General features: G+C 51.8%; 19 protein-coding genes. All 19 read right to left on the bottom strand.

Annotated features, from left to right (window positions below; translation table 11 throughout):
* Positions 1–4 precede the first annotated feature (4 nt).
* Positions 5–886: a helix-turn-helix domain-containing protein gene (locus M6D81_RS00500; protein WP_262674793.1), complete on the bottom strand. Its 882-nt coding sequence runs from the start codon at positions 884–886 to the stop codon at positions 5–7.
* Between the two features lie 29 nt (positions 887–915).
* A complete protein-coding gene (locus M6D81_RS00495) occupies positions 916–1683 on the bottom strand; it encodes a DUF3388 domain-containing protein (RefSeq protein WP_262674792.1) in 768 nt (255 codons plus the stop codon).
* A 224-nt stretch (positions 1684–1907) separates the two neighbouring features.
* Positions 1908–2159, bottom strand: a complete 252-nt coding sequence (locus M6D81_RS00490) for a DUF3243 domain-containing protein (protein WP_262674791.1) — start codon at positions 2157–2159, stop codon at positions 1908–1910.
* Between the two features lie 105 nt (positions 2160–2264).
* Positions 2265–3011 (bottom strand): elongation factor P 5-aminopentanone reductase, encoded by a 747-nt coding sequence (ymfI, locus tag M6D81_RS00485; protein ID WP_262674790.1) that lies wholly within the window; start codon positions 3009–3011, stop codon positions 2265–2267.
* Complete coding sequence (yfmH, locus tag M6D81_RS00480; RefSeq protein WP_262674789.1) at positions 3008–4297, bottom strand: EF-P 5-aminopentanol modification-associated protein YfmH; 1290 nt, start codon at positions 4295–4297, stop codon at positions 3008–3010. Before yfmH ends, ymfI begins: the two co-directional genes overlap by 4 nt.
* A 4-nt stretch (positions 4298–4301) precedes the next feature.
* Positions 4302–5597 carry an EF-P 5-aminopentanol modification-associated protein YfmF gene (gene yfmF / locus M6D81_RS00475; RefSeq protein ID WP_262675077.1) on the bottom strand — a complete coding sequence of 432 codons (1296 nt, stop codon included), beginning with the start codon at positions 5595–5597 and terminating at the stop codon, positions 4302–4304.
* 95 nt (positions 5598–5692) lie between these two features.
* Positions 5693–6457 (bottom strand): spore cortex-lytic enzyme, encoded by a 765-nt coding sequence (sleB, locus tag M6D81_RS00470; protein ID WP_262674787.1) that lies wholly within the window; start codon positions 6455–6457, stop codon positions 5693–5695.
* A gap of 98 nt (positions 6458–6555) precedes the next feature.
* Positions 6556–9237, bottom strand: coding sequence for a DNA translocase FtsK (locus M6D81_RS00465; protein WP_262674786.1), 2682 nt, complete (start codon positions 9235–9237; stop codon positions 6556–6558).
* Positions 9238–9325: 88 nt separating this feature from the next.
* The gene (locus tag M6D81_RS00460; protein WP_262674785.1) at positions 9326–9538 is read right to left on the bottom strand and encodes a YlzJ-like family protein; all 213 of its coding nucleotides are present in this window, start codon (positions 9536–9538) and stop codon (positions 9326–9328) included.
* Complete coding sequence (locus tag M6D81_RS00455; protein ID WP_262674784.1) at positions 9535–10299, bottom strand: ClpP family protease; 765 nt, start codon at positions 10297–10299, stop codon at positions 9535–9537. The genes M6D81_RS00460 and M6D81_RS00455 overlap by 4 nt, the downstream gene beginning before the upstream one ends.
* Positions 10300–10504: 205 nt before the next feature.
* Positions 10505–12184 carry a ribonuclease J gene (locus M6D81_RS00450; protein WP_262674783.1) on the bottom strand — a complete coding sequence of 560 codons (1680 nt, stop codon included), beginning with the start codon at positions 12182–12184 and terminating at the stop codon, positions 10505–10507.
* A 402-nt stretch (positions 12185–12586) separates the two neighbouring features.
* The gene (gene dapA / locus M6D81_RS00445; RefSeq protein WP_262674782.1) at positions 12587–13462 is read right to left on the bottom strand and encodes a 4-hydroxy-tetrahydrodipicolinate synthase; all 876 of its coding nucleotides are present in this window, start codon (positions 13460–13462) and stop codon (positions 12587–12589) included.
* Positions 13463–13512: 50 nt separating this feature from the next.
* Complete coding sequence (gene dapG, locus M6D81_RS00440; RefSeq protein ID WP_262674781.1) at positions 13513–14724, bottom strand: aspartate kinase; 1212 nt, start codon at positions 14722–14724, stop codon at positions 13513–13515.
* Between the two features lie 51 nt (positions 14725–14775).
* Positions 14776–15372, bottom strand: a complete 597-nt coding sequence (locus tag M6D81_RS00435) for a dipicolinate synthase subunit B (RefSeq protein WP_262674779.1) — start codon at positions 15370–15372, stop codon at positions 14776–14778.
* On the bottom strand, positions 15369–16268 hold the full coding sequence (dpsA, locus tag M6D81_RS00430; protein WP_262674778.1) for a dipicolinate synthase subunit DpsA: 900 nt from the start codon (positions 16266–16268) through the stop codon (positions 15369–15371). The genes M6D81_RS00435 and dpsA overlap by 4 nt, the downstream gene beginning before the upstream one ends.
* A 159-nt stretch (positions 16269–16427) precedes the next feature.
* The gene (dut, locus tag M6D81_RS00425) at positions 16428–16871 is read right to left on the bottom strand and encodes a dUTP diphosphatase (RefSeq protein WP_262674777.1); all 444 of its coding nucleotides are present in this window, start codon (positions 16869–16871) and stop codon (positions 16428–16430) included.
* Positions 16864–18120, bottom strand: a complete 1257-nt coding sequence (locus tag M6D81_RS00420) for a M16 family metallopeptidase (protein WP_262674775.1) — start codon at positions 18118–18120, stop codon at positions 16864–16866. The genes dut and M6D81_RS00420 overlap by 8 nt, the downstream gene beginning before the upstream one ends.
* Before the next feature lie 65 nt (positions 18121–18185).
* The gene (locus tag M6D81_RS00415) at positions 18186–19199 is read right to left on the bottom strand and encodes a polysaccharide deacetylase family protein (protein WP_262674774.1); all 1014 of its coding nucleotides are present in this window, start codon (positions 19197–19199) and stop codon (positions 18186–18188) included.
* A gap of 197 nt (positions 19200–19396) precedes the next feature.
* Positions 19397–21499: a polyribonucleotide nucleotidyltransferase gene (pnp, locus tag M6D81_RS00410; protein ID WP_262674773.1), complete on the bottom strand. Its 2103-nt coding sequence runs from the start codon at positions 21497–21499 to the stop codon at positions 19397–19399.
* Between the last annotated feature and the right edge of the window lie 101 nt (positions 21500–21600).

Below are 21600 nucleotides of genomic sequence, written 5' to 3'. Positions count from 1 at the left end.
ATTCCTATTCTTCCCCGATTGCCTCTGTCAGGGGACGCAACAACAGTGACTTAGTGCCTCCATTATCGCCATCGGGAACAATCACGCCATTAACCGTGATTTCGGTATAATCGGCGCGGCCGGTTCGAATGTAGATGTTCCCGGTCAATTCGTAAGTGAGCACATCGTCCTTGCTCGCATTGGCATAATAGAGCCTCTTCCCGCTCTTGTTGCTGCCTTCATACACTTCCAGCCATGTACGGCCGGCCAGCTTCAGCTCCACTTTACGAGCAATGCCTGCAGGACCGATATCGTATGTATCAACGGAGCCTGAATTGCCGCTCAATGTAACGGTAGCCGGCGCAGTTGACGGCTCTGGCGTCGGTTCAGCAGTCGCTGTTGGCGTCTCCTCTCCGGCAGTCGCATTATCAGTAACCCCTCCCCCAGACTGAGGCGAATCCGTCTCGTCGGTGAAGGGCTCGTTCCCTACTTTTTGCGGAGAATCAGTATTGTTGTTTAAAGCATAATACCACACGACAGCGACGATTAAAATGAGAAAGCTCCACATTAATAAATTAAACCCGACTTTCCCCAGTTTCTCGGAAGCGGGCGATTTCATTCGCTGGGGTTTTCTGGCAGGAAGGGGCTCATTGGACTGTTCGGCTTGCGCGACTGAGGGAACCTCATGCTGATAATAACGAAGCACTTCATCCGCATCCAACCCTACTGCCTCCGAGTAATTTTTCACAAATGCACGCACGTAAAAATTACCCGGCAGCACACGATAATCTCCGGATTCGATTGCTTCAAGGTAACGTTTTCTAATTTTGGTCAATTCCTGTATATCATCAAGCGTATAGCCCCGCTCTTCTCTCGCTTTGCGAAGCAGCGCGCCGAGTTCTGACATGGATAGGCCTCCTTCCGATGAGATGGGTGTTAAAATTCGTCTGAATAGTTGGCTGTAAAGGTCTCATAGGTGATCTCTTCTTCAGGCGTGTTCCGAAGCTCGACGATGATGTCGAAGTGACTGTAATCGTAATGGGACTCCTTCACAAATATGTCGGGATGCTCGATAACTTTCGTCGACGGCATCGTCATAATTTCCTGCAGCAAGCCGTGATGCCTCTCGTTGGATCGGATCGTGCTGACAATCCCGTCAATGATGAAGATGTTGTTGGGGTCCATCTCCTCCTCCGACAGTTGGCTTCTGACCGTCTGGCGCAGCAGCGTGGAGGATACGAATGTCCATCGCTTGTTCGAGCACACGCTTCCCGCGATGATGGACTCTGTCTTCCCGACGCGCGGCATCCCCCGCAGACCGATCACGTGGTTTCCTTCGCGCTTGAACACCTCGCCTAGGAAGTCGACAAGCAAGCCAAGCTCGTCCCGTGTGAACCGGAATGTTTTGCGGTCATCGGAATCGCGTTCTATGTACCGGCCATGACGAACAGCCAGAATGTCAACAATCGTCGGCGTCCGAAGCTTGTTGACCGTTATATTGTCCACCTTCTTCAACATCTTCCCGAGCAGCTCAATTTTCTCGTCGTCATTGGTTTGCAGCAGCATGCCTCTCGTCCGGTCTTCGACGCCGTTGATGGTCATAATGTTGACCTCAAGCATCCCCAGCAATGAGGCGATATCGCCAAGCAAGCCTGGGCGGTTTTTATGTATTTTGTACTCCATGTACCACATTTTTTGTTCCAATCTGCTTCACCGCCTATCGCTTTTTCATATTTTATTATAAAGGAAAATAAGTGCATTGTGCAGCATTCATTTGCATACTGCTTACTTGTCTATTCTACAAATTTCGGCACAATCCTGCAAACGATAGTAATCATGGCAGAAAAGCCTCCATGAGGGAGGCTTTTCTCATTTTACACCATTTAGTTGCGTACGGACGCGTCCAACAAGCATGATCGATATTAGAGCTACGATTTCTCGACGAGCTTGACCATCAGCCCTGCCATCGTTTTGCGTTCCGCTTCATCGCCTACATCCCAAAGCTGTTTCAGGACACGTTCTTCATTGTTTTGGGGATCGACCTTCTCATCGAGAAATGAGCCGATTTCGAATGCCAGGTTAGCGATCGTCTCGTCCGTTAAGCCGATTTTTTTGCCCTGCGCAACCCGATCCTTCAAAAAATGCTTCCATGTCTCGAACTTGGAAAGGACAGTTGACATGTCTCTTCGCCTCCTATAGTGGTGTTGGAAAAGAATCATCAACAGTCTTAGTATGTACGGATGGCGAAACGAATATGCGGGAGAATGACCGAAGCATCATTGTATTTAAGTAAGCCACCCGCCGTTCGGACTTATTATCTGTCCGGTAATATAAGAGGATTCCGGAAGCGACAGAAAGTAAACGAGCGAGGCGATTTCTTCGGTTGAAGCAAATCGCCCTGCTGGAATTTCCTGCTCCAGCGCAGCGCGTTCTGCCGCATCAAAGCTCTCCATCATCTGAGTATCCACAGCTCCGGGAGCGACCGCATTCACTGTTACGCCGGACGGAGCCAATTCCTTGGCAAGCGCTTTGGTGAATGCGTTCATGCCCCCTTTCGTCGTGGAGTACAATACCTCGCATGACGCTCCGGACAGCCCCCATACGGAAGAGACGTTAATAATCCGACCGTATCGCTGGCTGGTCATATGTGGCATGAATAGTTGAGAAGCCAGGAACATTCCCTTCAGATTAACAGCCATGACGTCATCCCATTCCTGCTCCGTTACATCCGCCAGCAGGCCGTAATGGGAGATGCCCCCGTTATTGACCAGCACATCCGGTCTAACGCCATGCGAAGCCAGCTTGTCGCGCATGCGAAGCAACTGATCATAGGAACGCAAATCCGCTGAGATGGTCATGACATTGGCGCCCAGCGCCATGCATTTGCGGGCCGTTTCATTCGCTTTCTCATGTGAGTTCAAATAATGAATGACAATATTGACCCCCTCCGCGGCGAATCGCTTCGCTATAGCAGCGCCGATGCCGCGGCTTCCCCCGGTAATCAATACCGTCGTTTCCTTTAATGTCTTCAATTCGCAGGCTGCTCTACAATGGATACAGCCATCTGATCGAAGTCGAACAGCTCTTGCAAGCGTGCGTTCACTTCGTTCAGCGTACAGTTCTCGTAACAGGCCAGCACATCGAACATATCGTTATCCCTGAAGCGGTATCTGGTGAACTCGCCTGCTATAGACTCAGGGGAATTGAGCATACGCAAATAACTTCCGATCTTCTTCTTCTTCGCCCGTTCGAACACCGCTTCTGGCACTCCAGACGACTTCGCTTCCTGTATTGCCGCACGTATCGCTTCAATCAACTGATCCGGATCTTGTGTATCGCCGCCCATAACGGAGAAGGCATAGCCCTTGCCGGCGTTATATTCGTGCCCGAAGGAATCAGAGATAAGACTCTGTTCGTACAGATTCTGATATAGCGCAGAGCTTGGTCCGATCAACGTCTCAAGCATTAGTTTCGTTGCGATTTCCCGGCGAAGCTGCTCCTTGCCGCCCCCGGCAGGCGCATGCTTCTCCTTGAATCCGATCATGCATTTGGGCAGTGAGACGGGAAGCTGAGACACTTTACGCGGAATTTTCACGCTGGTCGGCTCTTCCTGGAAGTAACGATTAATTTCTCCTTGCGGCTTGAAGGATTTGGCGGCTTGATTGCTCTTCACAAGCCGGAACACTTCTTCCGCCTCAACGCCGCCAACTACGAATAGCAACATGTTGGACGGATGATAGAACGTCTCATAGCAGTGGTACAGCGTCTCCTTGTCGATCTGGTAAATGGAGTCCACCGTACCCGCTATATCGATGTGAACGGGATGATGATGGTACAGCGCGTCAATTAACCCGAAGTATACGCGCCAGTCCGCATTGTCCCGATACATGTTGATCTCTTGCTCGATGATACCCTTTTCTTTATCTACATTTTCGTCCGTGAAATAGGGATTTTGTACAAAATTGATCAGTGTCTCAAGGTTTTCGTATATTTTCTCTGTTGCTGAGAACAGATAAACCGTTCGGTCGAACGTGGTATACGCATTGGCAGAAGCGCCCTGCGAAGCGAACACCGCAAATATGTCCCCTTCCGGTTCTTCAAACATCTTGTGCTCAAGGAAATGAGCAATTCCGTCCGGGACGCGTTCAACCTGCTGTTCCTCCACCGCGAACTCATTGTCGATTGATCCGTATTTCGTCGAGAAGGTGGCATAGGTTTTGTGAAAGCCTTCCTTGGGAAGAACGATAACTTCCAATCCATTGTCAAGCACTTCACGGTACAACGTTTCTTCTACATGCTTATAGGATAAAGTTTCCATTCGTTTACCCCTCCTTCCGATCGCGAAGGAAGTAGATCGTATCCAGCTGGACGCGACTGGCTACTTCCATAATATCCTTCGGCGTTACCGCTTCAATGCCTTGCAGCAGCTCATCGGCGCTTCTGAAGTTGCCTGTCAGGACGCCGTTGAAATCATAGGCGAGCATCTCGTAAGCGGAATCCTGCATTTCACGAAGATGATTGGAGATCATTGCCTTCGTCTGGTTCATCTCCAGCTCGGACAGCTTGCCGTCCCGCATGCTCTGCAGCTGCTCCTTGATGATCTCGACAGCTCGCCCGTAGTTGGCGAATTCAATACCCGATTGAATCGTGCACAATCCCTTATGCCCGTCAAGGCGCGATGAAGCGTAATATGCAAGGCTCGCCTTCTCGCGGACATTGATGAACAGCTTGGAATGAGGGAAGCCCCCCAATATGCCGTTATACATAAGAGCGGCCGGATATAGCGGATCGGAGTAGCCGATATTCGTACGCAAGCCCATATTCAGCTTGCCCTGACTAATATCCATCTGGTCAACGACCTGCTTTACTTGCTGCACATCATGCATGACGTGCGGAATGCCGTAAGCGGCCGGTTGGCGGTTCGAGAGCTTGAAGTGCCGGGCAACCAAGGACTGAACCTCTTCAAGCGTCGTATCTCCCACAACATACAAGTCCAATGCGGCTTGCTCCGTCCAATCCCGATATTGTTTATACAGGGAAGAAGGCGTAATCGCCTCAATATCCCCTCTTTGTCCCAGCGGATGGAGCCGATAAGGTTCGCCGGCGCACATTTCTTCCATACATCGTTCGGCTGCATAGCGAATTTTATCGTTGACGATAGCTTCAAGCCGCTTGCGAAGCGTCGTCTTCTCCGCTTCGATATAGCTGGATCGGAATGCGCCGTTATCCAGCAACGGATTGCTGATTACATCTCCCAGGAAAGCAATGGAAGACGCAAGCAAAGACGTATCGGTGGACACGAAGCGGTCATTAATAACATCCATTCGGAATTGCAAGATCTGAGACTCACCGCGCTTGAATACGTCGAAGCCGAATCCCGCGCCATACAGATCGTCAAGCTTCTCGCGGAATTGTATCGTCTCGGGCGTACTCGCCGTTCCTCTGCGCAGCACGAACGGAATGAGAGCTACTGGCGTCACCGTATCTTCTTGAAGCGGCACGCCCGCGAACAAGGAAATGGCAAACGTTTTGAATCTTTTCGTCGGCAGCACATGAAGACGTATGGCATGCTGCTGCCCTCTTTGAAATGAGGTCACGCGGTTTGCTCCTTTCAACATTGCCGTTTTCATTATTTTACCCCATCGGAAATGGAAGAAGCAACCACATCCGCTTATCGCGAATGCAGCTGCTCCCCTTCCTTGTACCGCCAATATTACATGCAAAAGATATGTTTACCGATCGTTTTCACCTGCGGTCTGGTCCATATCCATTTGGAAGTGGCTGTAACAGGATTGAAGTAGTAGAGACACCCACCTGACGGGTCCCAACCGTTAATCGCGTCCATGACCGCGTCTCGCGCTTTCTCATTGGGTGTCAAATAGATCTGTCCGTCAGCGACAGCCGTAAACGCACGCGGCTGAAAGATAACTCCGTATACCGTATTGGGAAAACTCTGCGATTTCACCCGGTTCAAGATGACTGCGGCAACCGCTACCTGACCTTCGTAGGGTTCGCCTCTAGCTTCGCCATATACGGCGTTCGCCATAATTTGAATGTCGTTGCTTGTCAAGCCAAGCCGATTGGAAGGGGCGAGATTGCTTCCTGATGATGTACCGCCGCCGGTACCGCCTGTACTTGGCTTGTTCGTCGCACCAGGTTTCCAGTTTTTCGTAGCGTTGACAAGCTTCTGCTTCGTCTTCGCCCCTACTAATCCGTCCGATTTCAACCCGAACTTCCATTGGAACCATGTAACGGCTCCTTTCGTCTTGGAACCGAACACACCGTCGATCTTGCCGTCGTAGTAACCCAAAAACGTTAGACGTCCTTGCAGCTCGTACACGTCCTGACCGGTTGAGCCAACCTTAAGTACCGCATTGCTGAACGTTTCCGCCGTGTTGCTGTTCCCCTTGAGCAGAGGATAAGAGCCTATCACAAGCAGGGCAACGAAGAGGATTGCGACAATTCTATATGTTTTCATTGGGATCTGCCTTTCTCTAGCTAGTTAGTCCGCCTTGGGAAGCGTTGCATGACACTAGTATGAGAAAGTAATCCATCTTCTATTCGTCTTCTTTGCTGTTATGAACTCACCCGCGATGCCTGATATTGCTCCGCCGTCATAAGCACCTCGCGCGGCTTGCTCCCTTCATACGGTCCAATTATCGACTTGGCCTCCAATTGATCGATTAACCGGGCAGCCCTTGTATAGCCGACACGAAGCCTGCGTTGAAGCAGCGATACGGAGGCTTGCTTGGCTTCCACTACGATAGTCGCCGCCTGGTCGAACAGCTCATCTTGCATAATCTCTTCTTCCGTCGATTCCTCGTCGATCTCGGGGACGAGATCTTCCTTGTATTCCGCTTCCTCTCCCTGATCCCTTACGAAGGAGACAAGCGATTCCACCTCCTGATCGGAGAGGAACGCACCTTGCACCCGGATTGGCTTGGACATTCCGACGGGCAAGAACAGCATGTCCCCTCGGCCGAGCAGCTTCTCCGCTCCGGCCATATCCAATATCGTTCTGGAGTCGACCTGTGAGGAGACGCCAAAAGCGATGCGCGACGGAATATTGGCTTTAATTACTCCGGTGATGACGTCGACAGACGGCCTTTGAGTAGCAATGATGAGATGAATGCCGGCGGCGCGGGCCATCTGCGCCAGTCTGGCTATAGCATCCTCTACATCGTTGGCGGCTACCATCATCAGATCGGCCAGCTCGTCCACGATAACGACAATATAGGGCAGCAAGGCAGCGGGATTATCGGCCATCAGTGTATTATACCCTTCAATGTTGCGCGTTGACGATTTGGAGAATAGCTCATAGCGCTTCTCCATCTCCACGACAATCTTCTTCAAGGCAAGCGAAGCCCGCCTCGGATTGGTGACGACGGGAGCGAGCAGATGAGGAATGCCGTTATATACATTCAGTTCCACCATCTTGGGGTCAATCATGAGAAACTTGACTTCATCCGGCTTGGCTTTATAAAGAATGCTCGTTATAATGCCGTTAATACAGACGGATTTGCCGGAGCCTGTAGCTCCCGCAACAAGCAGATGGGGCATCCGCGCCAGATTGCCAACGATCGACTGACCGGCGATGTCTCGGCCGAATACGATCGACAGTTTCGCCGTTGAGTTCTGAAAGGCCGGCGTCTCCATCACCTCACGCATCGTGACGACGGACACTTCCGTGTTGGGCACTTCTATTCCTATTGCAGATTTGCCCGGGATAGGCGCTTCCATTCGAATATCCTTCGCCGCCAACGCCAACGCTATATCGTCGGTCAGACCGACGATCCGGCTGACCTTTACTCCCGTAGCCGGCTGAACCTCGTAGCGGGTTACGGCAGGACCGCTGACCACATCCAGCACTTTCGCGCGTACTCCGAAGCTTTCAAGCGTTGCTTCCAGCTTCCTTCTTGATTCGTATGTATCAGTGGCATTGCCGCCCTTACCCAACCCGCTAGGCTTGTGCAGAAGCGTGTAAGGGGGCAACTGATAAGGCTTCGACTTGTTTTCCGGTACGCTTGACATCGCATCTTGTGCTGCTTCCCCTGCTTCATCCGACAGCAGCGCTTCGCTGCTTTCTGCAGTTCCGCCCTTATCGTACGAAGGGAAATCATCCTCTTCACCGCCAGATGCTTCCTTGGTCTCCCCTAATGCATTCGCCGTCTCATTGGAGTCTGCCATCTCGCTTACGCTGCTGGTACGTTGCTCACTGCCGTGCTGATCTTCCGGCTGTTCATGGTTAGATAGCTCCGGCATTGGAGCCTCAGGCTGCTTTGGTGTTAGCTCATCATCGGCCCACGGCGGATTCTCATCCGACGAAGAGGGTGCATTGGGGCTATAGTTGTCACCGGTCTTCTCCCATGCGGGATCTTGTTCCGTCTGCCATGATGGCAAGTTGTCTTGATCCGCTCCATTGGGATGCAACCACTCATCCGCATGCACCTCCGCTGCTTTGTTCTCCTTCTCCTCATCGTTGTGCCAAGAGAAGAACAGTGATTTTCGCTTCTTTGCAGTAGGCTGAACATAGAGATGCTCATCTTCGTCGTCATCGATCTTATCTTCATGAGCCGGGATTGTCTTTGCCGCCGTTACAGCCGCCTTTCTTCGCGCCGCCAGCTGATCACGCTTTGCCCTCAACAGCTTGAACATCGTCGCCGCGTGCGTTTTGACGGTTTTCAAGAGCTCTACGTAAGATTTCCCGGTTATCAGCATTAACGCAATAGCATACATCACAAAGTTAACAATAAGCGAGGCATAATAACCGAACAATGTGAACAGGATGGAATATTGCAACGCTCCGGCATACCCGCCGCTTATCGATTTATCCCGAATGGATACTTCATGCTCGGGCAAAGTGTAGATCAGTTGATCCTTCAGACTGCGGTCAAGTGTGACGAGTATCGCCTTCCCGCTTAGCGCTTCGCGATCCAGCCCTTCATACCTCGCGTTGATCTCGGAGATCGAGCTGCTCAGCGTAAGGGCAAGCACGAAGATAAGCAATCCCGTTCTTCGTTGCGTCCAGCCCTTCGGCCAAGCGCGCTTGACCATCACGGCAAGTCCGACAAATACGCCGACCAGCGCCAGCACAAAGTAAAATTTGCCTAGCAAAAGGCCGAAGAGCTTCGATAATGCACGGCCGACCGTAGCTTCTCCCGACAACGCAATGATGGAAATGGTAATGAGCAATATTCCGTATACTTCGTATTTTAGTGCTGCGCCAATTGATTTTTTGCGTCTCTTTTTTTTCGCCACTGCCTTCACCTCTGGATTCCCATTATAGCATAGGTAAGAGGTGTCGGCTATTGAAGGAAGGGAGATCGTGCCAATGAGATCAACTTGGCTAGCTGTAGTGAATGTAGCTTCCCGGAGTCAGCTCCGGATTCAAATAATCGTTCAGGGAGCAGTCCAGCAGCCGAACGATTTTCCCGATTCCCGGTGCTACAGGTGTTATCTGCATTCGAATGCCCTGAACAGTTACTTCCTGAAAATGTTCCTGTGCATCTTCTAATCCCTGAAGCACCATTTCAAGCGGCATCGTCGTATGAAGCATCATTGTACGACTCCTCCGATCGCATTTCCTCTTCGCTGCTCGATCATTTCGTTCAACGTTTTCAGCGCATCTCCCAATCCCCCTACTGCATCAATCAACCCATGCTTAACGGCATCGATTCCGATAACGGTCGTGCCGATATCCCGCGTCAGCTCACCTGTTTTGAACAGCAGCTCCTTGAACGTTCCCTCGGTGACATTGGAATGCGAGATCACGAATTTGACTACCCGCTCCTGCATTTTGTCCAAATATTCGAATGTTTGCGGCACTCCGATGACAAGCCCGGTCAGTCTGATGGGATGTATCGTCATCGTCGCGGTTTCCGCAATGAACGACTTGTCGCCCGCCACAGCGATCGGCACCCCGATCGAATGGCCGCCTCCCAACACCAGTGTCACGGTAGGTTTGGACAGCGAGGTAATCATCTCAGCAATGGCAAGTCCCGCTTCCACATCTCCCCCCACAGTATTCAGAACGATCAGTACCCCTTCAATTTTCGGATTCTGCTCGGCCGCCACCAATTGTGGAATAATATGCTCGTATTTCGTCGTCTTGTTCTGAGGAGGCAAGATGAGATGCCCCTCCACCTGTCCAATGATTGTCATGCAGAAAAGATTGGATTCCAGCGGGCTGGGAGGAGCGGCCGTTCCAAGTTGCTGTATATTGTCGGCAACCGTTCCCTTTCCTTTATCTTCTCCTGGCGGTACAGTTGATGGCGCTGGCCCCGGCTGATCCGAGCGATACGGCGTGTCGTAATTGGTCATGACGGTTCATTGTCCCCTTTGCTTCATAATGACAACTTGACACAGCATAGTATAAGAACATACGGAAATTTTATGCCCGGCCAAAATAACCCCACAAAGTGAGGCTTCGCGACCCCGAAAATTATAATTTCTAATAAAGGAATAAAGAACCGCTCTCCCTCTTCGTCAAGGGAAAGCGGTTCTTATGAGTGATGGGTCGGGATGATTAAACTTCCATGATGATCGGCAGAATCATTGGGCGGCGTCTTGTCTGCTCATACAGGAAGCGGCCAAGCGCATCTTTGACATTTGTTTTGAGTGAAGCCCACTCGTTCACTTTGTCATTCATGAGCTTGTTCAGCGTTGATGTGACGATGCGGTTGGCCTCATCCAGCAAGCCTTCGGATTCACGGACGTAGACAAATCCGCGAGAAATAATGTCCGGTCCGGACAAGATGGTCCCGTCTTGCTTGCTTAATGTAACCACGACAACAAGTATGCCGTCTTGGGACAACAGCTTGCGATCACGCAATACAATATTGCCTACGTCGCCGACGCCCAGACCGTCAATCAATACGTTGCCTGCTTGAACCTTGGAGCCTTTGCGTGCAATGCCGCCTTGAAATTCCACAGTATCCCCGTTATCCACGATGAAGATATTGTCGGGATCGATGCCGATGGCTTCGCCCAGCCTGCCATGATGGCGGAGCATGCGGTATTCGCCGTGAATCGGGATGAAATACTTCGGCTTGATCAGATTCAGCATGAGCTTCAGCTCTTCCTGGCTGCCGTGACCGGAGACGTGTACGCCCGATACGGAGCCGGGACCGTAGATCACGTTGGCGCCGAGTCTGAACAATTCGTCTACGGTACGACCCACATAGCGCTCATTGCCAGGGATCGGCGTCGCGGCAATAATAACCGTATCCCCAGGCAATATATCCACTTTGCGGTGTGTGGAACGCGCCATGCGCGTCAATGCGGACATCGGCTCGCCCTGGCTGCCTGTACACAATATGACCACTCGGTCCGCAGCCATTTTGTTCACTTCTTCCGGCTCGATAATCATGCCATCCGGAATGTCCAGGTAACCCAGCTCGGAAGCGATTCCGACGACATTGACCATACTGCGGCCGACGACTGCAATTTTGCGTCTTGTCGTAATCGCTGCGTTAATAATTTGTTGAATACGATGCACATTGGAAGCGAATGTCGCGACGACTACGCGCTGCGTAGCCTTCCGGAATATATCCTCCAGCTCGTTGCCCACATTGCTTTCCGAAGGCGTATAGCCAGGGCGCTCAGCATTGGTGCTGTCTGACAGCAAGGCCAGAACGCCTTTGCTCCCGATCTCGGCAATGCGCTGCAGATCGGCGAATTGGTCGTTCACCGGCGTGTGGTCGAATTTGAAGTCGCCGGTATGGACGACGTTGCCTTCCGGAGTCTCCAGGCATACGCCTACGGAATCCGGGATACTGTGATTCGTCTTGAAGAAGCTGGCCGTAATGGTTCCCATCTTGACTTCGGAAGTCTCGTTGATGAGAATACGCTTCGTCTCCCCAAGCAGCCCTGCTTCCTTCAGCTTGGCTTCGATCAGCCCTAACGTCAGCTTCGTACCGTACACCGGCACATTGAGATGTCTTAACACATATGGCAGTCCGCCAATATGGTCTTCGTGACCGTGTGTAATGAGAATGCCGCGAACCTTGTCGCGATTATCCGTCAAGTACGTAATATCCGGGATGACGATATCAATGCCAAGCATGTCCTCCTCCGGGAATTTCAGTCCGGCATCCACGACAACGATATCGTTGTTGTACTGGATGACATACATGTTCTTTCCGATTTCGCCTGCTCCACCTAGTGCGAATATAAGCAATTTATCCTGGTTGTTCTTCTTTGACAAGTGTATCTGTCCCTCCTAATTGTTACTAATAAAATAATTCTGTATCCAAAAAGCCATAGCTGACTTAGCCGTCAGATGCCGCTCTAACGGTTATGTTCAATGGATATTTCATTTGCCGCACCCATACACTTGCATTCATTATACATGATGAAAAAGCTGGAATACAAGTCGAAGCCGATAATCTCTTTTCAATTTACGTTGCCCCAAGCTCAAATGCCTTACACAATGCTAAAATATCCCTACAAAGTGGGGCTCTACTTCGAAGCTTACTGGGGTACTTTGCGGGGACCCCGGAACTTATAAATTCTAAATAATGCAAAAAAAGACGGCCAAAAGCCGGAAATGGCGGCGCCGGGAATCCGGCACCGCCATTTCCGTAACAGCGCTGACTGAAAATTCATGTTAATGAATAAGAGCCCTTATAAATTCCGCTTCCGCTTCATTCACTGTAACCAGCGGCAGCCTTACATCGCCCACCGGAAGCCCCTTCAATCCCAGCGCATATTTCACGGCAACGGGGTTAGGAACAGGATGCGGACATTGGAACAACCCCTTGAAGACAGGGAACAGCTTGCCGTTCAATCTGGCCGCTTCCTGCACATTGCCCTGCAGGTACGTCTCGATCAGCCGCTTCATCTCTGCACCAACGATATGGCTCGCTACGCTGACTATACCGTATCCGCCCACAGACAAGACAGGCAGCGTAGCGCTGTCTTCCCCGCTGTATACTTTGAAGCCGCTAGGCGCAGCGCTGACAATCTGAATCAGCTGATCGACAGATGCGCAATCCTTCGTCGCCACCACATTCTCGATCAGGGCAAGCCTCAGCGTCGTGTCAACGGATATGTTGACACCAGTGCGTCCTTCGACATTATACAACATAATCGGCAAGGAAGTGCTCTCGGCTACCGCTTTAAAGTGCTGGTATAATCCTTCCTGCGACGGTTTGTTGTAATAAGGAGCGACGAGCAATATACCGTCGACGCCGCAAGCTTCTGCAGCTTTCGTCAAGTGGATGGAATGTGCTGTATTGTTGCTGCCCGTCCCTGCGATGACTTTGCAGCGGCCCGCCGCATGCTTGACGACAAACTGGAATAACTCCAGCTTCTCCTCCTCGGATAGCGTTGGAGACTCGCCCGTTGTGCCGGCAACGACCAGGCTGTCGCTCTGCTGCTCCTCAATCAAGTAATCAATCAGCTTGCCTGCCGTGGGCCAATCAATTGCGCCTGACGCATCGAAAGGGGTCACCATTGCTGTTATCAATCTTCCGAAATCCATCTCGACTCCTCCTATAATAGTGGTGAATCAATCCATCTTGCTTATTGGAACTAGCGGTGAAGATCGAATTTGGCGTGCAGCGCCCGAAGTGCTTTCGCCATATCCGCCTCCCGTACCAGCACCCAGATCGTCGTATTGGAATCAGCCGATTGCATAATGGTAATGCCTTGCTCCGTCAAAGCTTCGACAATTTGCGCCATTACGCCCGGCTGTCCGTTCATGCCGCCTCCGATGACGGATATTTTGGCGCAGCCCGGTATACTCTTCGGGTGAAATCCCGCATCAGCCAACAGTTCTACCGCTTTGGCAGCCTGCTCATCGAATACGGTATAAAGCGCTCCGTTCGGGGTGACATTAATAAAATCCACACTAATGCCGTGCTTCGCCATCGTTCGAAAAACCTGCAGCTGCATGTCGTTGCGATTGTCCAAAGCCTCCACTGCAATCTGAGTAACGCCGCTTACCTGCGCTATGCCGGTTACATGGCGATCTGATACGAATGCCGCATGGATACCCGTCTGATCGGATACCAGCGTACCGGTCCCGCTTGCAAAAGTAGAGCGGACGCGAACGGGGATACGCGATTGCTGGGCAATCTCCACAGCCCGGGGATGAATCACCTTCGCGCCTTGCCGTGCCATATTGCATATTTCGGCATAACTGACGGACGGCAGCGGCTTGGCTTCATTCACATATTTGGGATCAGCTGTCAATATGCCGTCTACATCCGTATAGATATCCACCATCTCGGCGCCAAGCGCCGCTCCAAGTGCAGTTGCAGTCGTGTCGCTGCCTCCGCGCCCAAGCGTCGTCAGATCGCCGAGCGAATTCACGCCTTGGAATCCGGTCACGATGACAACCTCTCCCTCCTGAAGCAGCTTCAGGATACGATCGGGCTGTATCCGCTTGATCCTTGCGGAGCCGTGCTGGTCGTCCGTATAGATGCCTGCACCTGCACCAGTCAGCACTGATGCGGATATGCCGTGCTTTCTTAGCAAGCTGCATAATACAGCGGCAGATATGATCTCGCCGCAGCCAAGCAGCAAGTCCAGCTCTCGAGGCGGCAAGCTGTCGCCATTGTCGCGGATATATTGGATGAATGTATCCGTCGCATAAGGCAAGCCCCTCCGGCCCATCGCGGACACCACAACGACTGTAGCATAACTGGCTTCCCGTTCCCTGGCGATGTGCTGAATAACACATTCCCTTGCCTGCTCGTTAGACAGCGAGGTGCCTCCGAATTTCTGAATGAGGATGCGCATGTCAGAATCCTCCATCATCGATCAGAATAATGGGACAATTCCGATTAGACGTCATGTGCCATGACGCCTCTCGACGAGCAGAGGCTGCAGCTGCTTGCCTTGCAGCGCCGCTTCGCAAGCTTCCATCGCCAGATCCATGCGGGCAACCAGGGAATTAGGCTTCTCCAGCGGATTATCTTGGCCGAACGGCACAAAGTAAATATGTTTAGCTACCAGCAGCTTAGCGATGTTGGCAGCATTTAAACCTAGTCCGTCATTCGTCGATATAGCGAGCACGATCGGCCTGCCGTTGCGCATCTGCGCTTTGGCCGCCATCAGTACGGCGCTATCTGTAATTGCGTTGGCCAGCCGGCTTGTCGTATTGCCTGTGCACGGCGCGATGACCAACACATCAAGCAGCTTGGATGGCCCAAGCGGCTCTGCCTGAACGATTGTCGATATAATTTCATTGCCCGTAATCCCCTTCAACTGCTCCTGCCATTGCTTGGCAGTGCCGAATCGGGTATCCGTTGTGACAAGCGTTTGGGACACGATGGGCACAACGTTCGCGCCAGCATCGACGAACCGTTTAATCTCCGGCATCACTTCTGCGAATGTGCAATGCGAGCCTGACAGCGCATAACCTACAGTTAATCCATCCCAGTTCATTGTCCATTCCCCCGCTTGATGGTATCGTCCATAATCAACTGACTTAAGCATTCCGCCATAATTCGTCCAGCTGTTTTGGGAGCTACGATACCCGGAAGACCGGGGGAGAGCATAGCCTTTATGCCACGCTTCTCGGCAAAGCGGAAATCTGTCCCGCCCGGCTTCGAAGCGAGGTCGATAATGACCGCTCTGGATGGTAAATTCGCTATAATTTGCGCTGTGACTATCATAGTCGGAATTGTATTAAAAAGCAAGTCAATATTGCTGACATGCTTCAATAAATCACGGATGTATATTGGCTCAAATCCCATCTCCTCCGCTCTTGCATATAGCTCGGATCGCCGAACGCCGACCTTCACCTTCGCTCCCAATCCTTGCAAAGTGCGCGCCATTGTAAATCCGGTTCGACCAAATCCCAGAACCATGGACGACGATCCATGTATCGTAATGTCTGTATGCTGAATGGCCATCATCAGGGCGCCTTCCGCCGTAGGAATCGAATTGTAGATGGCTACGTCGTCACGGTCGAACAATTCCACAATTGCAAGCTGCCTCTTATTGCATAACTGGCGCAAATAAGGCTTCGCCATACCTGTATATACCGTGCAATGCTTGGGCAGCCGGGACAAATGATCTTCTGTCAATATCATCTCGCAATCGCTGAATACAGCATGGATGCGGCCTGAGTCATCCGTTCCCACTGCCGGGAGCAGCAGGGCGTCAACCTCCTCGAACAACGCTTCGTCATAGTCAGCCTGAAGAGCCCCGTGAAGTGACGTCGTCAGACCGTCGAACCCGCAAACGATCACCGTTGCATCCAGCTCGCATAGCTTCCGAATCACCTCCAGCTGTCTGGCATCGCCGCCGAGCAGCAATACACGAACGCCTGTAAGCACTGGCTTCACTCCTTTCCGGCAATTAGGTATAGACCATCCTATGCTTGCGCCCAGCTTGAGGTGAATTAAGACAGAAACAGCAACAGGCGTGCGCGATGATCGCTCATCGTGCACGCCTGTATTTATAATGACATCCTGCAGCAGGAATGCCGCTTGCCGTTATACGCCGGTATGTCCGAAACCTCCGGCGCCGCGTACGGTGTCGGGCAGCTCCCCGGCTTCCTCAATCGAGACTGCGGGTACAACCTGGAACACCATCTGGGCGATTCTTTCCCCTCGGATTATATTGAAAGGCTCTTGTCCCAAATTGACAAGCAGCACCTTCACCTCTCCTCTGTAATCCGCATCGATCGTTCCCGGTGTATTCAAGCAAGTAATGCCATGCTTGTAGGCCAATCCGCTGCGCGGCCTGATCTGCGCTTCCAGCTCCATCGGCATAGCCATAGCGAATCCGGTAGGAATGAGCTTGCGCTCCCCCGGCTGCAGCGTAACCGGCTCCTGTACAGCCGCCTGCAGATCGAAGCCTGCCGCCCAATCCGACATTTTCTTCGGTATGGCAATATCTTCATTTCCTTCCAATCTCTTAAACAGTACCTTATACAAGCTGATCCCTCCTTATGCCGATAGCATCCTTGTCGCTGCTTCCAACCATCGCTACCGCGAACGGAGCAGACAGGATCGATTTTATCACTTCCCGAATATCTTCTTCCGTAATCCCGTCAATGCGCTTCAGCAGTTGATCCATCGTGATGTGGCGGCCCAGCATCAGCTCATTTTTGCCGATCCGGTTCATTCTGCTGCTGGTGCTCTCCAGTCCGAGGATAAGCGATCCCTTCAACTGCTCCTTGCCGCGACTCAGCTCTTCGGAGTGCAAGCCGTTCAGGGACAGATCGTGAAGCTGCTCCATCGTCAGATCCAGCACGTCTTTCGTCTGCTTCGGAGCCGTCCCCGCATAGATCGTGAACAACCCGGAATCCGCGTACGAAGTGTGATAGGAATAGACGGAATAAGCAAGTCCGCGCTTCTCGCGGATTTCCTGGAACAGTCTTGAGCTCATTCCTCCGCCAAGCGCATTGTTCAGCAGCACCATGGCATAAAGCTGTGAATCGCCGATAGGACGCCCTTGGAACGACAGGCAGATGTGATTTTGTTCCGTCTTCTTCTTGAAGAAGATGTAATCTCCCTTGAATGAAGGCGCAAGCACTTTCGCTTCCGATGCGGAATGAAGCGAGAAGCTGCCGAAGTGCCGCTCCAGCAGCTCCAGCAACGATTTCTCTTCCACATTGCCCGCCACGCTCACTACCGTGTTCTCAATCGTATAACGCTCCGACATATATTGACGCAATTCTTCCGATCCCATGGCAGTCAGCCGTTCCTCCAGCCCCAATATGGAGTAAGCAAGCGGATGATCGCCGAATGCAGCTCGGGCAGCTTCATCGTGAACCTTGTCGTCCGGCGTATCCTCATACATCGCAATCTCTTCCAGAATAACGTTCTTCTCCTTGGCCAGCTCTTCCGCATCCAACTGAGAGTTGAAGAACATATCCGACAAGGTGTCAACTGCGATAGGCAAATGCTCGTCAAGCACCTTGGCGAAATAACATGTGTATTCCTTCGATGTGAACGCATTGACATTGCCTCCGATTCCGTCGAACTGGTCCGCAATGTCTTTCGCCGTGCGTTTACTCGTTCCTTTAAACATCATATGCTCAATAAAATGCGAGATCCCGTTATTGTCCAATGATTCATTACGCGAGCCCGTCTTCACCCATATCCCGAAAGATACGGAACGGACCGACGGGATATATTCCACCACAACACGCAATCCGTTGCTAAGCGTATACTTGTTCACATGCGTCCTCCTACTAATGCGAGTTCAATTTAAAACATCCTTATAAGATGAATGATTTCACTATATCAGATAACGTTCTGCTGCTCAACCGCGGGTTGCGTTCGCTTGGATGATAACGTCTCGCTCACCGTTCCGATTGCAAGACCTTTCTCCCTCGCGATGTCAATCATCCCTGCCAATGAGTCTCTCGTTGTTGCAGTGGGATGCATAAGAATTAACGCTCCGGGCTCCAGCTTGCTCCTCACTTTCCGGAGTACGGCTTCTGCGGGCGGTTTTCTCCAATCAATCGTATCGATTGTCCATAACACCGTCATAAGCCCTTGCTCTCTCGCTATCTGAACGGTGGCGTCATTGTAGGAGCCGGACGGCGGCGCGAACCACTTGTTGTCAACGCCCAATCGCTCTTTAAGCAGTCGTTCCGTCTTCACAATCTGCCCTCTTTGCTCTTCCCTGCCGAGCGCTCGCATGTCGGGATGGGAGTATGCATGATTGGACAGCTCATGGCCATCTTCTTGTATCTGCTTGGCAAGCTCCACATTGTTCTTCAACCAGCTGCCATCCAGAAAGAAAGTCGCTTTCACGCCTTCCTGGCGAAGCGTATGCAGAATGGGTTCCAAATATTCGTTGCCCCATGCGACGTTAATCATGAACGAAATCATCTTCTTCTCGCTGTTGCCGCGATAGATGGGAACCGAACCAAGCTGTCCCAGGCCGATCTCGGGCTCGATCTCCTTATAACGATAAGGGATCGCGCTGCCAAGGGGCATTTTCAAAGCCGCCTCGTACGTGCGATCGATATCTACAGCAAGACCATTGTAACCCGGTATCGCTTTCCATACCCGGTCAATCGTTGCATTAATCGGTGGCTCGTAATGGGTTTCCGCCTCTGTAACGATCGTGTTGTACAGCTCCTGTTTCTCCTCTTCGCTGAAGCCCCGGAACGTTCCGAATGCGAGTGCGGCTTCTCCGTGCTTCACCGCATTAATATATCGTCCCACGCTTCCGTTCATTTGGACGAACACCATAAGCATAAGCATCGTTGCCGCTACCGTTGCCGCTTTCCGAATCCGCATCTCCATCTCACTCCCGATTCATAGCCTGTTAACAGAAGCAGTGCGCATGAACATCATGAACACTCTTACTGTCATTTGTATGTGAATAGGGACAAGGTTATTCGGCGAGTGGCACAATAAAGTAATCCCGAAACTTATTTATAATGTAAAAAAAGAGACAGATGTAATCTGACTCTTCGGTGTTTGCTATTGGGGCTCGAAGCTTACGACTTCGGAGCCTCTTGGGCGACTAATACCGCTTTGCGTGACAAGTTGATCCGTCCTTGTCCATCGATCTCCGTCACTTTCACAGTAATCTGATCTCCGATCTTGACGACATCCTCACATTTCGCTACGCGCTCCGTCGATAGCTGGGAGATGTGCACGAGTCCATCCTTGCCGGGCAAAATTTCCGCGAATACGCCGAATTTCTCAATCCGTTTAACGGTTCCTACGTAGATTTCACCGACAACCACTTCCTTGACGATGCCTTCTATGATGGATTTCGCTTTCTGATTCATCTCTTCGTTCGAAGAAGCGATGAACACCATGCCATCCTGCTCGATATCGATTTTCACGCCGGTTTCTTCAATAATTTTGTTGATGATTTTTCCGCCGGCGCCGATAACATCACGGATTTTATCCGGATTAATACGCATCGTGACGATTTTCGGAGCATATGGCGACAGGTTCGTACGGGACTGGGAGAGCACCTCGAGCATTTTGCCCAGAATGTGCATCCGTCCTTCTCTGGCCTGCTCTAGCGCTTCCTTCAAGATGCTGCGGTCGATGCCGTCAATTTTGATGTCCATTTGAATAGCCGTCACGCCGGCGCTTGTGCCTGCGACCTTGAAGTCCATATCGCCGAGATGATCCTCCATGCCCTGAATATCGGACAGAATGGAGACGTGCTCTTCATTTTTGACCAGCCCCATCGCGATGCCGGCAACCGGCGCTTTAAGCGGTACGCCTGCATCCATCATGGCCAGAGTGCTTGCGCAAATACTCGCTTGCGATGTGGAGCCGTTGGACTCCAGCACCTCGGACACCAGACGAATCGTATACGGGAACTCTTCTTCCGAAGGGATAACCTTCGACAACGCCCGCTCACCTAATGCGCCGTGGCCGATTTCCCTGCGTCCCGGCGGACGCAACGGGCGCGCTTCGCCTACACTGAACGGCGGGAAGTTGTAGTGATGCATGAACCGCTTCTCTTCTTCCGGAGAAATGCCGTCCAGAATCTGCACATCGCCCATCGCCCCGAGCGTACATACGCTGAGCGCTTGCGTCTGTCCGCGTGTGAACAGTCCTGAGCCGTGCGTGCGCGGCAGCAGCGCAACATCGCACTCGATCGGACGAATTTCATTCAGTGCTCGTCCATCCGGACGAATTTTGTCATGAGTGATGAGCCTGCGCACTTCCTCTTTGACAATATCGTACAGCACTTCCTTGACGTCCGCCATCAGTTCCGGCGTATCCGCGTATACATCCCCGAAGTGCTCCACCGTCTCGCCGTTGACAGCATCGATCGCTTCCTGACGGGCATGCTTCTCTGGAATTCTTATCGCTTCCACAAGCTTGTCGGAGGCATATGCGCGCACTTCGCTGTTCACTTGATCGTTCACAGTATGTAATGCGACTGCCATCTTCGGCTTGCCTGCAATAGATTGAAGCTCCTCGATCTTCGCCACGATGGACTTGATCTCCTCATGTCCGAACATGATCGCTTCCAGCATCACGTCCTCCGGCACTTCATTGGCTTCCGCCTCAACCATCATGATGGCGTCCTTCGTACCAGCGACGACAACGAATATGTCCGTCTCCTGTTCCTGCTCAACCGTCGGGTTGATCAGGAACTCGCCGTTGATCCGGCCTACGACAACGCCGCCAATCGGTCCGTTGAACGGTACATCCGATATGGACAACGAAGCGGACGTTCCGATCATCGCTGCAATTTCCGGCGAGCAATTCTGATCCACGCTCATGACGATGTTGGCGATTTGCACATCGTTCCGGAATCCGTCCGGGAATAGCGGACGGATCGGTCTGTCCGTCAAGCGGCTGGACAGAATCGCTTTCTCGCTCGGTCTTCCCTCCCGCTTAATGAATCCTCCCGGGATTTTGCCTACGGCATAAAGACGTTCTTCATAGTTGACTGTCAGCGGGAAGAAATCCAGATCTTTCGGCTCCGATGAAGCCGTTACAGTACAGAGAACGACGGTGTCACCGTATTTGACAGTGACAGCCGCATTTGCCTGCTTGGCAAGTCGGCCTGTTTCCAATATGAGCGGCCTGCCGCCCAGCATCATTTCTACTCGATGCATCATTAACCCTCCTTCTCACATTCCAACATCTATTACAAAAAGCAACCCGAATCCCCCAAAACCCGTATACCGGATGGCAGGACAGCAGGTTGCTTTTCTTCTCG

The sequence above is a fragment of the Paenibacillus sp. J5C2022 genome, assembly GCF_025567625.1.
Classification (GTDB): Bacteria; Bacillota; Bacilli; order Paenibacillales; family Paenibacillaceae; genus Pristimantibacillus.
Note: the sequence above shows the minus strand (reverse complement) of the source record. Positions and strands in the feature narration are given on the sequence as shown.

What these genes read in the sequence shown, in the direction of transcription:
- M6D81_RS00500 (WP_262674793.1), bottom strand. Translation starts at nt 886, where the DNA reads ATGTCAGAACTCGGCGCGCTGCTTCGCAAAGCGAGAGAAGAGCGGGGC.
- M6D81_RS00490 (WP_262674791.1), bottom strand. Translation starts at nt 2,159, where the DNA reads ATGTCAACTGTCCTTTCCAAGTTCGAGACATGGAAGCATTTTTTGAAG.
- yfmH (WP_262674789.1), bottom strand. Translation starts at nt 4,297, where the DNA reads ATGGAAACTTTATCCTATAAGCATGTAGAAGAAACGTTGTACCGTGAA.
- yfmF (WP_262675077.1), bottom strand. Translation starts at nt 5,597, where the DNA reads ATGTTGAAAGGAGCAAACCGCGTGACCTCATTTCAAAGAGGGCAGCAG.
- sleB (WP_262674787.1), bottom strand. Translation starts at nt 6,457, where the DNA reads ATGAAAACATATAGAATTGTCGCAATCCTCTTCGTTGCCCTGCTTGTG.
- M6D81_RS00460 (WP_262674785.1), bottom strand. Translation starts at nt 9,538, where the DNA reads ATGATGCTTCATACGACGATGCCGCTTGAAATGGTGCTTCAGGGATTA.
- M6D81_RS00455 (WP_262674784.1), bottom strand. Translation starts at nt 10,299, where the DNA reads ATGACCAATTACGACACGCCGTATCGCTCGGATCAGCCGGGGCCAGCG.
- dapA (WP_262674782.1), bottom strand. Translation starts at nt 13,462, where the DNA reads ATGGATTTCGGAAGATTGATAACAGCAATGGTGACCCCTTTCGATGCG.
- dapG (WP_262674781.1), bottom strand. Translation starts at nt 14,724, where the DNA reads ATGCGCATCCTCATTCAGAAATTCGGAGGCACCTCGCTGTCTAACGAG.
- M6D81_RS00435 (WP_262674779.1), bottom strand. Translation starts at nt 15,372, where the DNA reads ATGAACTGGGATGGATTAACTGTAGGTTATGCGCTGTCAGGCTCGCAT.
- M6D81_RS00415 (WP_262674774.1), bottom strand. Translation starts at nt 19,199, where the DNA reads ATGGAGATGCGGATTCGGAAAGCGGCAACGGTAGCGGCAACGATGCTT.
- pnp (WP_262674773.1), bottom strand. Translation starts at nt 21,499, where the DNA reads ATGATGCATCGAGTAGAAATGATGCTGGGCGGCAGGCCGCTCATATTG.